This is a genomic window from Streptomyces luomodiensis (assembly GCF_031679605.1).
GTDB lineage: Bacteria > Actinomycetota > Actinomycetes > Streptomycetales > Streptomycetaceae > Streptomyces > Streptomyces luomodiensis.
In genome coordinates this window covers 9,763,909-9,778,976 of the sequence record NZ_CP117522.1, presented here as the reverse complement: position 1 = coordinate 9,778,976, position 15,068 = coordinate 9,763,909, and the positions used below count along the sequence as shown (strand labels likewise).

At 72.8% G+C, this 15,068-nt stretch carries 1 protein-coding gene (running past one end of the window); it reads right to left on the bottom strand.

From position 1 onward, the window contains the following. Positions 1–15,068, bottom strand: the beginning of a protein-coding gene (locus PS467_RS40800) for an SDR family NAD(P)-dependent oxidoreductase (protein ID WP_311039560.1). The gene continues 21,040 nt to the left of window position 1, outside the view; the window shows 15,068 of its 36,108 coding nt (coding positions 1–15,068); the start codon lies at positions 15,066–15,068; its stop codon lies off the left edge, out of view.

Here is a 15,068-nt window from a genome sequence, read left to right as displayed (position 1 = left end):
AGCCCCACACCCTCGGACCACCCCGTACCATCCGCGTCATCCGAGAACGACTTGCACCGGCCGTCCGCCGCCAGACCCCGCTGACGCGAGAACTCCACGAACGTCTGCGGAGTCGCCATCACCGTGACACCACCGGCCAGCGCCAGATCGCACTCACCGTTCCGCAGCGCCTGCGCCGCCAGATGCAACGCCACCAGCGACGACGAGCACGCCGTATCCACCGTCACCGCCGGCCCCTCGAACCCGAAGGTGTACGAGACCCGTCCGGAGGCCACGCTGCCCGCGCTGCCGGTCGACAGCATTCCCTCGAAGCCCTCGGCGGCCGGTGCCCACGCCCCGTAGTCGTGGTACATGAGCCCCGCGAACACGCCCGTGCGGCTGCCCCGCAGTTTCTCCGGGTCCAGGCCCGTGCGCTCCAGCGCCTCCCACGCGGTCTCCAGCAGCAGCCGCTGCTGCGGATCCGTGGCAGTCGCCTCGCGCGGGCTGATCCCGAAGAAGTCCGCGTCGAAGTCCGCCGCGTCGTGCAGGAAACCGCCGTGCCTGCTGTAGGACTTCCCCACACTCTCCGGGTCCGGGTCGTAGAGCCCGTCCACGTCCCAGCCGCGGTCCGAGGGGAACTCGGTGATAGCGTCCCCGCCCTCGGCCACCAGCCGCCACAGGTCTTCGGGCGAGGTCACACCGCCCGGGTAGCGGCAGGCCATGCCCACGATGGCCACCGGCTCATCGAGGGCGGCGGCCACGACGTCGGTCGCGGCCGGGGCGGTCGCGGCGTCACCGGCCTCGGTTCCGGCACCGAGGACCTCCCGCAGCAGGTAGTCGGCCAGGGCCTGCGGTGTCGGATAGTCGAAGATCAGAGTGGCGGGCATCCGCGTCGCGGTCTCGTCCTGGATGCGTTCCTTGAGCTCCAGCGCCATCAGCGAGTCGAAGCCCATGTCCTGGAACGGCCGCGATGCCTCGATCGTGTCGGCCGACGCGTGTCCCAGTACGTGCGCGGCCTCGGCGTTCACCAGCTCCCTGAGCGCCGCCTTGCGCCGTTCACCGGCGAGCCCGGCCAGCCGGGCACCCCACCGCGAGTCGGCATCCTGGCCGACGGCGCCGGCTGCGGCCGGGGTCGCGGTTGCGACCTGCTTGCGGACGGGCGTACGCACCAGTCCGCGGAGTACGGCGGGCAGGTCGTCCTGTGCGGCACGCTCCCGCAGCGCGGCCATGTCCAAACGCGCCGGCACCACACACGCCCGGCCCAGCCCCATCGCCGCGTCGAACAGACCCAAAGCCTCCGCATCCGGCATGGGAACAATCCCCATCCGCGACACACGCTCCAGATCCCGCTCCCCCAAGCCGCCACCCATACCACCCCCAGCAGCCCACAGACCCCACGCCAACGACGTCCCCACAAGCCCCTCCGAACGCCGCACCGCCACCAACGCGTCCATGAACGCATTGGCCGCCGCATAAGCGGCCTGCCCCGCCGTACCCACCACACCAGCGATCGACGAGAACACCACGAACGCCGACAGATCCAGCCCACGCGTCAGCTCATCCAGCACCAACGCCCCATCCACCTTGGGACGCAACACCCCAGCCAACCGCTCACCCGACAACCCCACCAGCACACCGTCATCAAGCACACCCGCCGCATGCACCACCCCCCGCAACGGATACTCCTCCGGCACCCCCGCCAGCACCTCCGCCATACCCTCACGATCCGCCACATCACACGACACGAACGACACATCCTCAGCACCGGCGGCCACCAACTCGGCCACCAACCCCTCCACCCCCACACCACTGCGACTCACCAACACCAAACGCCGCACCCCCTGCTCCACCACCAAATGCCGCGCCACCACACCAGCCAACGCACCACTGGCACCCGTCACCAACACCGTCCCCACCGCATCCCACACCGGCCCGGCCACACCCGCCGCACCCGACACCCCACCCAGCCGCAGCAGACGGGGCACCAACGCACCCTCACCCCGCACCGCCACCTGCGGCTCGCCACACCCCAACGCCACCGACACCGCACCCCTCAACGAGCCGACGGCAAAGTCGCCCTCCACGTCCACCAGCACCACACGCCCCGGGTACTCCGCCTGCGCGGACCGCACCAGACCCCACACCGCCGCTGTAGCCGGATCCGGCACCTCCGCCATCCCACCACGCGTCACCACCACCAACCGCGCACCAGCCAACCCCGGCTCAGCCAAGAACCCCCGCACCACCTCCAGCACACCAACCACCTCAGCACCCGCCACACCACCAGGCTCCACCACCGACACCACCACACCCGGAACCTCACCACACCCGGCCAGTCCCGCAACATCAGCGCAATCCACCCCCAGCACCACCGACTCGACCGCCACCACCGAACCCACCGGCACCGACACCCACCGCACCTCGAACAGCGAGTCCTCGCCGGGAGTGGCCGCGGCGGACAGCGCCTCTGGCGCGATCGCGCGCAGCGACACCGCCTCGGCGGTGAGGACCGGCCTGCCGGTCTCGTCCGCCACGAGCAGGGCGAGACGGCCGTCGGCCACGGGTGACATCCGCACCCGTGCCGCCGAGGCGCCGACCGCGTGCAGCCGCACCCCGGTCCACGCGAACGGCACCAGCAGCTCATCACTCCCGGTGTCGAGCAGCGACGCGTGCAGCGCCGCGTCCAGCAGCGCCGGATGCACACCAAAACCATCGGCCTCGGCCGGCAGGACCACCTCGGCGAACAGGTCATCGCCCGCCCGCCACACCGACTCCAGACCCCGGAAGACCGGCCCGTAGCCATAACCCCGCCCGGCCAGCTCCTCGTAGAAGCCCTCCAGCGACACCGCCTCCGCACCCGCGGGCGGCCATGCCTCCAGACCGGTGGCCTCCGGAACCGAGGCGTCGGGGGCGAGCAGACCCGTCACGTGCCGGGTCCACGTCTCCTCCGCGAGCCCGTCGGCGTCGGCCTCCGGGGTCTCCGCCACCGAGTGCACCGATACCGGCCGTCGGCCGTCGGCGGCCGCGGCGCCCACGGCCACCTGCACGCGCACCGCGCCGTGGTCCGTCAGCACCAGCGGCGCCTCCAGGGCCATGTCCTCGATGACGCCGCAGCCGACCAGCCCACCGGCGTGCAGGGCCAGTTCGGCGAACGCCGTACCGGGCAGCAGCACCGACCCGCCCACCGCGTGGTCGGCCAGCCAGGGGTGTGTACGCGGCGACAGCCGGCCGGCCAGCACCACCGCGCCGTCGGCGCTGGGCACGCTCACCACCGCGCCCAGCAGCGGGTGTCCGGCGGCACCCAGGCCGGCGGACGCGACGTCCGCCGACCGGTCCGCGGCGGTCAGCCAGTACCGCTCGTGCTGGAAGGCGTAGGTGGGCAGGCCGACCCGGCGCGCACCGGTGCCGTCCAGGGCCGCCGCCCAGTCGACGGAGCCGCCGTGCGTGTGCAGCTGGGCGAGGGCGCTGAGCAGGGTGCGCGGCTCGTCGTGGTCGGCGCGCAGCGCGGCCACCGCCACCGGCGCGACGGTGCCTGCCGCCGGTCCCTCGGTCTCCGCGTCGTCCGAGGCGAAGGTCTCCTCGGTGAGGGTGGTGAGGGTCGGGTGCGGGCCCAGTTCGAGGTAGTGGGTGACCCCTTCCGCGCGCAGGCGGCGGGTGCTGTCGAGGTAGCGCACGGTCGCCCGGATGTGCTGGGTCCAGTAGTCCGGGCTGGTGAGTTCCTCGTCGGTGGCCGGTTCGCCGGTGACGTTCGAGAGGACGGGAATGGCCGGCGGCCGCAGCCGCACCGAGCCCACGACCGCGCGGAACTCCTCCAGGATCGGGTCCATGTGCGCGGAGTGGAAGGCGTGGCTGACCCGCAGCCGGCTCGCGCGCGGCCGGCCGTCCCGCGCCTTCCAGAGCGCGACCAGTTCGTCCACGGCGTCGGAGTCGCCGGAGATCACCACCGAGCGGGGGCTGTTGACCGCCGCGATCGACACCCGGTCCGCCTGGTCGGCGACCAGTGCCGCCACCTGCTCAGGCTCTCCGGCGAGGGTCGCCATGGCGCCGCCGTCCGGCAGCCGCTCCATGAGGCGGCCACGCGCGGCGACCACCTTCGCGGCGTCCTCCAGAGACAGCACGCCGGCCACGTGGGCGGCGGTCAGCTCACCGACGGAGTGGCCCACGAGGTAGTCGGGGCGCACCCCGAACGACTCGACCAGCCGGTACAGCGCGGTCTCCACCGCGAACAGTGCCACCTGCGCGTATCCGGTACGGGCCAGCCGCTGTGCGGCCTCCGGCGTGTCCTCGGCGAACAGCACCTCGCGCAGCGGGGTGTCCAGGTGCGGGTCGAGTGCCGCGATGGCGGCGTCGAGCGCGGCGGCGAACACCGGATAGGCCGCGTACAGCTCCCGGCCCATGCCGACGCGCTGGCTGCCCTGGCCGGTGAAGAGCACCGCCGTCTTCGCGGCGCCGAGCGCGTCGGCCGTACCGGTCAGCACGCCGTCGTCCGGCTGGCCCGTGGCGAACGCGGCCAGGCGGCGCAGCAGCTCGTCCCGGTCCCGACCGAGGACGACCGCCCGGTGCTCCAGGGCCGCCCGGCCGGTGGCCAGCGACAGGCCCACGTCCTCCGGGCGCAGGCCGGGTGCGGTGGCCACCAGCCGCCGTGCCTGCTCGACCAGGGCGGGCGCGGACTTCGCCGACACCACCCACGGCACCACGCCCGGGTTCGGCACGTCCTCCGGGATGGCCGGCGCGTCCTCGGCGGGAGCCTGCTCCAGGATGACGTGGGCGTTGGTGCCGCTGATACCGAACGACGACACCGCCGCCCGGCGCGGCCGGTCCACCTCCGGCCACGACTGGTCCTCCGTCAGCAGGCTGACCGCGCCCGCCGACCAGTCCACGTGGCGCGAGGGTTCGACCACGTGCAAGGTGCGCGGCAGTACGCCGTACCGCATGGCCAGCACCAGCTTGATGACACCGGCGACACCGGCGGCGGCCTGGGTGTGCCCGATGTTCGACTTGATCGAACCCAGCCACAGCGGCCGGTCCTCGGGACGGTCCTGGCCGTACGTGGCCAGCAGCGCCTGCGCCTCGATGGGGTCGCCCAGCTTCGTGCCGGTGCCGTGTGCCTCCACCGCGTCGACGTCGGTGGCGCTCAGCCCGGCGTCGGCCAGGGCCTTGCGGATCACACGCTGCTGCGAGGGGCCGTTCGGCGCCGTCAGGCCGTTGCTCGCACCGTCCTGGTTCACCGCCGAGCCCCGCACCACCGCCAGCACCTGGTGTCCGTGGCGGCGCGCGTCCGACAGCCGCTCGACCACCAGCAGGCCGACGCCCTCGGCCCAGCCCGTGCCGTCGGCCGTGTCGGAGAAGGACTTGCACCGGCCGTCCGAGGACAGCCCCTGCTGCCGGGAGAACTCCACGAACATGCCCGGCGAGGACATCACGGTCACGCCGCCCACGAGCGCCATCGAGCACTCCCCGTTGCGCAGCGCCCGGCCCGCCAGGTGCAGCGCGACCAGCGACGAGGAGCACGCCGTGTCCACGGTCACCGCCGGGCCTTCGAGGCCGAGGGCGTAGGCGATACGGCCGGAGGCGACGCTGGTCGTCGTGCCGGTCAGCAGGTGCCCGTCGGCGCCCTCTCCGCCCTCGTGCAGGCGGGGCCCGTACTCCTGGGCGATGGCACCGACGAACACGCCGATGTCGCCGCCACGCAGGGAGGTGGGGTCGATGCCCGCGCTCTCGACGGCTTCCCAGGAGGTTTCCAGCAGCAGCCGCTGCTGCGGGTCCATCGCGGTCGCCTCACGCGGGCTGATGCCGAAGAAGCCGGCGTCGAACCCGCCCGCGTCGGCGAGGAACCCGCCGTCGCGGGCGTACATCGTGCCGGACCGGCTCAGGTCCGCGTCGAAGAGGCCGTCCAGGTCCCAGCCGCGGTCCGTCGGGAACGCGCCGATCGCGTCCTCGCCGCCGGACACCAGATGCCACAGGTCGTCGGGGCTCTCGACGCCACCGGGGAAGCGGCAGGCCATGCCCACGATCGCCACCGCGTCCTCGTCGGTGGCGGCCGTCACGGGGGCCGCCTCCCGCGCGGGGGCCACCGTCCCGAGCAGCTCCCCCAGCAGGTAGTCGGCCATCGCGGCGAGGTTCGGGTAGTCGAACACCACGGTGGTCGGCAGCCGCAGTCCGGTGGCGGTCATCAGCCGGTTGCGGAACTCGACAGCCGTCAGCGAGTCCAGGCCGAGGTCGTGGAAGGTGCGCTCGGCGGGGATGCCGTCGCCGCTGGTGTGGCCCAGGACGGTGGCCACCTCGCCGCGGATGAGCTGGAGCAGGATGTGGTGCCGGTCGGCCTCGGTGGCGGCGGCGAGCCGGTCGAGCAGGGAGCCGCGCCCCGCCGGGCGGGTCCGCGCGGTACGCCGCGGCGCGGTCCTGGCCAGTTGCTGGAGCAGCGGCGGGACCCCGGCGGCGGCGTCGATCTTCGCGGGGTTCAGCCGCATCGGGATCAGCGTGGGACGGGCGCTGTCCAGCGCCGCGTCGAACAGGGCCATGCCGTGCTCGGTGTCGATCGGCAGCACACCGAGGCGCGCCCACCGGTCGCGGTCGGCGGCGTCCAGTCCTCCGGCCATCCCGCTGGTCTGCCCCCACAGGCCCCAGTCGAGCGAGGCCGCGGCCAGGCCGCGGGCGTGGCGGCGCGCGGCGAACGCGTCGAGGTAGGCGTTGGCCGCCGCGTAGTTGGCCTGCCCCGCCGTACCCATCACGCCGGCGATCGAGGAGAACAGGACGAAGGCGGCGAGGTCCGCGTCCGCCGTCAGCTCGTGCAGGTTGACGACCGCGTCCGCCTTCGGGCGCAGCACCGTGTCCAGCCGCTCCTGCGTGAGCGAGCCGACGACACCGTCGTCGAGCACACCGGCCGTGTGGACCACGCCGGTGAGCGGGTGCGCGGCCGGGACCTCCGCCAATACCTCCGCCAGCGCGTCACGGTCGGCCACGTCGCAGGCCGCCACCCGCACCGTCGCGCCCAGCTCCGTCAGCTTCCCGACAACGGCCGCATCCACGCCGCGCCGGCTGAGCAGCAGCAGATGCCGGACGCCGTGCCCGGTGACCAGCCGCTCGGCCACCAGCCCACCCAGGGTGCCACTCGCCCCGGTGACCAGAACGGTACCCCGCGAGTCCAGCTCCCGCGGGATCGTCAGCACCACCTTGCCGACGTGCCGCGCCTGGCTGATGAACCGGAACGCCTCCGCGGCCTCCCGGACATCCCACGCCCGTACCGGCAACCGGCCCAACTCACCCCGGTCGAACCACTCCACGAGATCGGCCAGCATCTCCCGCAGCCGCCCGGGGCTGACATCGAACAGGTCGAAGGCCTGGTACGACACCGGCATGGTCGCCGCGTCGCGGATATCGGTCTTGCCCATCTCCACGAACCGGCCACCCTCGGCCAGCAACCCCACCGACGCGTCCACGAACTCCCCCGCCAGGGAATTGAGCACCACATCGATACCCACGGGAAACTTCTCAGCGAACTCCAACGTCCGCGACGACGCAATATGCGCATCATCCAGACCCAACCCCCGCAACACATCCCACTTACCAGGACTCGCCGTGGCATACACCTCCGCCCCCAAATACCGCGCCAGCTGCACCGCCGCCATACCCACACCACCAGCACCCGCATGAACCAGCACCGACTCACCCGCCCGCAGACCAGCCAGATCCACCAGCCCGTACACCGCGGTCAAGAACACCGTCGGCACCGCCGCCGCCTCCGCGAACGACCACCCCCGCGGAACCCGCACCACAAGACGATGATCAGTCACCGCCACCGGACCCAGCCCACCACGCGGGAACAGACCCATCACCCGGTCCCCGACACCCACCCCCACCACGTTCGAACCGACAGCCAGCACCACACCCGCACCCTCGTTACCCAGCGCACCCGCATCCCCCGGATACATGCCCAACGCATTGAGAACATCACGGAAGTTCACACCGCCCGCACGCATCGCCACCCGCACATCCCCGGGCGCCAACTCCTCCGCCACATACGGAGCAGGCACCAGCGCCAGACTCTCCAGCGTCCCGCGCGCACCCACCTCCAAACGCCACGGCACACCCACAGGCGGCACCAGACCAGACGCGGCGGACCGCACCAGACGCGGCACGAGGAACCGGTCCCCACGCACCGCCACCTGCGGCTCACCACACCCCACCACCGCGGGCACAACATCCGCCACGCCACCCGCGTCCACATCCGCGTCCACATCCACGATCAGCAGCCGGCCAGGGTGCTCCGCCTGCGCCGAACGCACCAGACCCCACACCGCCGCCGTCACCGGATCGGGCTCGTCGCCGGCGACCACCGGCACAGCGTGCCGAGTGGCGAATACGAGCCGGGCGTCGACCAGCTCCGGGGCCTCCACGAACAGCTGGATCAGCCGCAGCACCGCGCCGAGGCGCGCGTGCACCTCGCCGCCGGACTCGACCGGGGCGACCACGAGTTCCGGCACCGTACCGGCGGTGACCAGCGCATCCAGGTCGTAGTCGGTACCCAGCTCGGCCCACTCCACCGGCCTGCGCTCGGACGGGGGCAGGGATATCCACTGAACGTCGAACAGCGACTGCCGCACGGCGGTGGCCGCGCCCGAGAACTGCTCCGCCGCGGCTGCCCGCATGGTGACGGCCTCGGCGGCGAAGACCGGCGCTCCGGCCTCGTCGAACGCCGCCATCGCCACGTTGCCCGCCGCACCGGGCGTCAGCCGTACGCGCAGCGCGGAGGCGCCGACCGCGTGCAGCCGTACCCCGGTCCACGCGAACGGCACCAGCAGCTCATCGCTCCCGGTGTCGAGCAGCACGGCGTGCAGAGCGGCGTCCAGCAGCGCCGGGTGCATACCGAACGCGGTCGACGGAGGCTGCGTGCCCTCCGGGAGCGCCAGCTCGGCGAAGAACTCGCCGCCGTCCGTCCGCCACACCGCGCGCAGGCCCCGGAACACCGGGCCGTAGCCATAGCCGCGGCTCGCGAGGTGTTCGTACACGTCGGTCAGATCAACCGGCTCCGCGCCCTCGGGTGGCCATACCCCGAGGCCCTGCTCGGGGACGTCGGCCGCGCCCGCCACCAGAACGCCGGTCGCGTGCTGGGTCATGGGCTCGTCGGTCTCACCCGCGCCCTGGGGGCGGGAGTGGACGACGACGGTACGGCGCCCGGTCTCGTCCGGCGCCTCCACGGTCACCTGCACCGCCACCGAGCGGTCCCCGGACAGCACCAGCGGCTGTTCCAGGGTCAGCTCCTCCAACAGCCCGCAGCCGACCTCGTCACCGGCGCGCAACGCCAACTCCACGAAGGCCGTACCCGGCAGCAGAACCGACCCACCGATCACATGATCCGCCAGCCACGGATGCGTGTGCGACGACAACCGCCCGGTCAGCACCACACCGTCCTGCGACGCCGGCACCACCACCGCGCCGAGCAACGGATGACCCGCCGACTCCAGCCCCAGCCCGGCCGCATCGGCCGAACCATGCCCCGTCTCCAGCCAGTACCGCCGGCGCTGGAAGGCGTACGTGGGCAACTCGACCCGCCGCGCACCGAGGCCCTCGAACCACACGGACCAGTCGACATCCGCGCCGTGCACATACGCCTGCGCCAGACTCGCCAGCAACCGCTCCTGATCGTCCTCGCCCCGGCGCAGCGTGCCCAAAGCCACAGCGGAAGTCGCTTGCTGTTCGGCGGTCTGCTCCACCGCGCCGGTCAGTACCGGATGCGGACTGACCTCGATGAACAGCCCGTGCCCCGCACCCAGCAACGCCCGAACCGCAGCCTCGAAACGCACCGGCTCCCGAAGATTCCGCCGCCAGTAGTCGGCGTCCATCGTGACGGTGTCCAGCAACTCGCCGGTCACCGTCGAATACAACGGCACCTCGGACACACGCGGAGACAACCCAGCAACCGCCGCCGCCAACTCCTCACCAACGGCATCCATCTGGCTGGTGTGGAAAGCGAACGCGTCACTGACCTGCCGGACACGGACACCATCCCGCTCACACGCCTCGGCGAACCCGGCCACCTCCGCCGGGTCTCCCGCGACCACCACCGACGCGGGCCCGTTCACCGCCGCGATCTCCAACCCACCCGACAACCGCTCCCCCACCCCCTCCGCCGACAACGCCACCGACACCATCGCCCCCGCACCCCGCGCACCCACCAGCAACCGGCCCCGCGCCACCACCAGCCTGGCAGCATCCGCCAGCGACAACGCACCAGCCACACACGCCGCCGCGATCTCACCCCGCGAATGCCCCACCACAGCCGACGGACGCACCCCATAGGACTCCCACACCGCCGCCAACGACACCATCACCGCAAACAACACCGGCTGACCCACATCCACCCGATCCAGACACGGAGCACCCTCCTCACCCCGCACCACCGCCAACAACGACCAGTCCACATACGGCTCCAAAGCCACCGCACACTCCGCCATCCGACCCGCGAACACCGGCGAACCCTCCAGCAAACCCCGGGCCATACCCACCCACTGCGCACCCTCACCCGAGAACACAAACACCGGACCACCGGACACACCCGTCCCCCGGACCACACCCGCAGCCGACCGCTCCCCGGCCACCGCCACCAAGCCCTCCACCAACCTCTCCCGGTCCCGGCCCAGCACCACCACACGATGCTCAAACGACGCCCTGCCCGTGGCCAGCGAGAAACCCACATCCACCGGCCGCAGACCCGGCGCCACGTCCACCAGCCGCCCCGCCTGCTCCCCCAACGCCGACACCGACTTCGCCGACACCACCCACGGCACCAAACCATCCCCGACAGGCTCCAGCGCGGGCCGGACCTCCGCGGGAGCCTGCTCCAGCACCACATGCGCGTTGGTGCCGCTGATACCGAACGACGACACCGCCGCCCGGCGCGGCCGGTCCACCTCCGGCCACGCCCGCTCCTCCGTCAGCAGACTCACCGCACCCGCCGACCAGTCCACATGCCGCGACGGTTCTCCGACGTGCAGGGTGCGCGGCAGCACACCCTGCCGCATCGCCATCACCATCTTGATCACACCGGTCACGCCCGCCGCCGCCTGCGTGTGCCCGATGTTCGACTTCACCGACCCGAGCCACAGCGGCGCGTCCTCCGGACGGCCCTGACCGTAGGTGGCGAGCAGCGCCTCGGCCTCGATCGGGTCACCCAGCGTCGTCCCCGTACCGTGCGCCTCCACCACATCCACATCACCGGGACCCAGCCGCCCACTGGCCAGCGCCTGCCAGATCACCCGCTGCTGCGACGGACCATTCGGCGCCGTCAGACCATTCGACGCACCATCCTGATTCACCGCACTGCCCCGCACCACCGCCAACACCTGATGGCCGTTGCGCCGCGCATCCGACAACCGCTCCACCACCAGCAGACCCACACCCTCGGCCCACCCCGTACCATCCGCGTCATCGGAGAACGGCTTGCAGCGGCCGTCCGCCGCCAGACCCCGCTGACGCGAGAACTCCACGAACATGCCCGGCGTGGACATCACCGTGACACCGCCCGCCAGCGCCAGATCGCACTCACCGTTGCGCACCGCCTGCGCCGCCAGATGGAGTGCGACCAGCGACGAGGAGCACGCCGTGTCCACCGTCACCGCCGGCCCCTCGAACCCGAAGGTGTACGCCACCCGCCCCGAGGCCACGCTTGAGGTGCTGCCGGTCAGCCGGAGGCCGTCGGTGCCCTCGACCGGTTCGTGCAGCCGGGGCCCGTACTCCATCGAAGTGGCGCCGACGAACACGCCGACGCGGCCGCCGCGCAGGGTGTCGGGGCGGATGCCGGCCCGCTCGACCGCCTCCCAGGAGGTCTCCAGCAGCAGCCGCTGCTGCGGGTCCATGGCGATGGCTTCGCGCGGGCTGATGCCGAAGAACTCGGCGTCGAACTCGCCCGCGGTGTCCAGGAAGCCGCCCCGGCGGACGTAGCTCGTGCCGACACGGTCCTGGTCGGGGTCGTAGAGCGCGGCGAGGTTCCAGCCCCGGTCGGTCGGGAACTCGGAGGTGGCGTCCACGCCGTCGGCCACGGCCTGCCAGAGCTGCCGCGGCGACGCGATGCCGCCCGGCAGCCGGCAGGCCATACCGACGATGGCGATGGGGTCGCCGTCGACGGCCGTCCGGCGGGTGACGGTCTCCTCGGCGGGGAGCACGCCGAGGATCCGGTCGTGCAGATAGTCGACGAGGGCGTCCGGAGTGGGGTAGTCGAAGAGCAGGCTGCTGGGGAGCCGCAGGCCGGTGGCGGAGGCGAGCCGGTTGCGCAGCTGGACGGAGCGGGCGGAGTCGAAGCCAAGGTCGCGGAAGGTCGTACGGCCCTCGGCGTGCTCGGGGCCGTCCAGTGCGGCCAGGTGCGCGGCCAGCCACTGCGCGAGGAAGCCCTCCGGCTGTTCGAGCAGGCGCTCGCGGAGGGCGAGGGTGGCGGAGCTGACGTGGTCGTCCGCCACGACCGGGGCAGCGGCCCCGGTGGGCTCCTCGCCCACCCAGTAGCGCTCGCGCTGGAAGGCGTAGGTGGGGAGGTCGACGAGGTGGGCGCCGGTGTCCGCGAACGCGGCCGTCCAGTCGACGCCGACGCCGGCGACGAACGCCTCGGCGAGTCCGCGCAGCAGCGCCCTGGGCTCCGGCTGGTCCCGGTGGAGCAGCGATACGGCCAGTTCGGACTCGGCGGGTTCGATGACGGGGGTGAGCACGGCGTCGGGGCCGAGTTCGAGGAACCGGGTGGCGCCCTGGGCACGGAGGGCGGCCACGCCGTCGTGGAAGCGGACGGTGGCGCGTACGTGGTCGACCCAGTAGTCCGGTGAGCACAGCTGGTCCGCGGTGGCGACCCGGCCGGTGACGTTGGAGATGACGGGCAGGGTGGGCGGCGCGTACGACAGGCCGCGGGCGACGTCGGCGAAGTCCGCCAGTATGGGTTCCATCAGCGGGGAGTGGGCGGCGATCGAGACGCGCAGCCTGGTGGTCCTGCGGTCCCGCGCGCGAAAGTCCTCGGCGATACGGGCCACGGTCTCGCCGTTGCCGGAGAGCACGAGTTGCGTCGGCCCGTTGATCACGGCGATCGAGACGTCGTCGATGCCGGTGAGTGCCTCGGCGGCCTCCTCCTCGGTCGCCTCGACCACGTACATCGCGCCGCCGTCGGGCAGCGCCTGCATCAGCTCGCCGCGCGCGGCGACGAGGGTGGCCGCGTCGGCGAGGGAGAGCACACCGGAGACGTGGGCGGCGGCGATCTCCCCGAAGGAGTGGCCGATGACGACGTCGGGGGTGACGCCCCAGGAGGTGAGGAGGCGGTACAGGGCGACCTCGACGGCAAAGGTCGCCGGCTGGGTGTACCGCGTCTGGTGGAGCACCGCCGCGTCGTCGCTGTCCGGGTCGGCGAACAGCACGTCCCGCAGGCGCGGTTCGAACTGGGCGCACACCTCGTCCAGAGCCTCGGCGAAGACGGGGTAGGTCCGGTACAGCTCGCGGCACATGCCGATGTGCTGCGCGCCCTGGCCGGGGAAGAGGAAGGCGGTGCCGCCGGGCTTGGCGGTGCCGCTGACCGCGTCGGCGGCGGGTCCGCCGTCGAGGGCGGCGGTGAGTTCGGCCCGGTCCGCGCCGAGCAGGACGGTGCGGTGCTCGAAGACGGAACGGGTGGCTGCCAGGGAGCGGCCGACGTCGGCGGCGTCGAGGTCGGGGTGCTCCTCCAGGTGGGCGCGCAGTCGCCGCGTCTGGGCGCCCAGCGCGCGTGCGCTGCGCGCGGAGAGGATCCAGGGGAGGTCCCGGCCCAGGGTGGCGGGGGTCCGCTCGGGGGCGGGCGGCCGGCCGGTGTACGGGCCTTCGCCGAGGACGACGTGGCAGTTGGTGCCGCCGATGCCGAACGAGCTGACGCCGGCGACGAGCGTTTCGTCGGGGCGCGGCCAGGCGGCGAGTTCGGTCTGCACCCGCAGGTTCAGCTGTTCCAGCGGGATGTCCGGATTGGGGGTGCGGAAGTGCAGGTTCGGCGGGAGTTGGCGGTGGCGCAGGGCGAGCGCGGCCTTGAGCAGGCCCACGATGCCGGCGGCGGCCTCCAGGTGGCCGATGTTGGTCTTCGCCGAGCCGACCGCCAGGGGAAGCCGGCCGGGGCCGCCCTGGGCGAGGACGGCCGACAAGGCGGCGGCCTCGACGGGGTCGCCGACGGGTGTGCCGGTGCCGTGCAGCTCGACGTACTGGACGGTCTCGGGCGCGGTGCGGGCGTCGGCGTAGGCGCGGCGCAGCACGTCCTGCTGCCCGTGGACGTCGGGGTCGGTGAGCCGCTCGCCGCCGCCGTCGTTGTTGACCGCGCTGCCGCGGATGACGCAGTAGATGGGGTCGCCGTCGGCCACGGCGCGGGCGAGCGGCTTGAGCAGAACGAACGCGCCGCCCTCGCCGCGTACGAAGCCGTCGGCGCTCTCGTCGAAGACGGCGCAGCGGCCGCTGACGGAGAGCGCGCCGAGGCCGGCGGCGGTCTCCATGCCGCGCGGCGAGAGGATCAGGTTGACGCCGCCGGCGAGGGCGAGGGTGGATTCGCCGCGCCGCAGGCTCTCGCAGGCCAGGTGCACGGCGACGAGGGAGGAGGCCTGGGCGGCGTCGACGGCGAAGCTGGGCCCGGTCAGGCCGAGGGTCCACGACAGGCGGTTGGCGATGATGGCGCGGTGCAGGCCGGTGAAGGTGTGCGGTCCGTCGTCGGCGGCGGCGGACAGGGCCGCGTAGTCGTCCTCCATGACGCCGACGAAGACGCCGGTGCGGCTGGAGCGCAGCTGGTCGTCGCGGAGTCCGGCGTCCTCCATCGCCTCCCAGGCCAGTTCCAGGGCGAGCCGCTGCTGGGGGTCCATCGCGGCGGCCTCGTCGGGTGCCACGCCGAAGAACGCGGCGTCGAACTCGTCGACCTTGTCGAGGAAGCCGCCGTGCCAGGAGCGGCCGGGGCCGCGCTCGGCGGGCCACGGGGAGACCGCGTCGGTGCCTTCGGTGAGGAGACGCCAGAACTCCGCCGGCCGGGAGGCCGAGGGTACCCGGCACGAGGCTCCGATCACGGCGATCGCGGTGTCGTCCGCCTCGCCACCCGTAACCGGGCCCGTGGTGTGCGTCGGCAT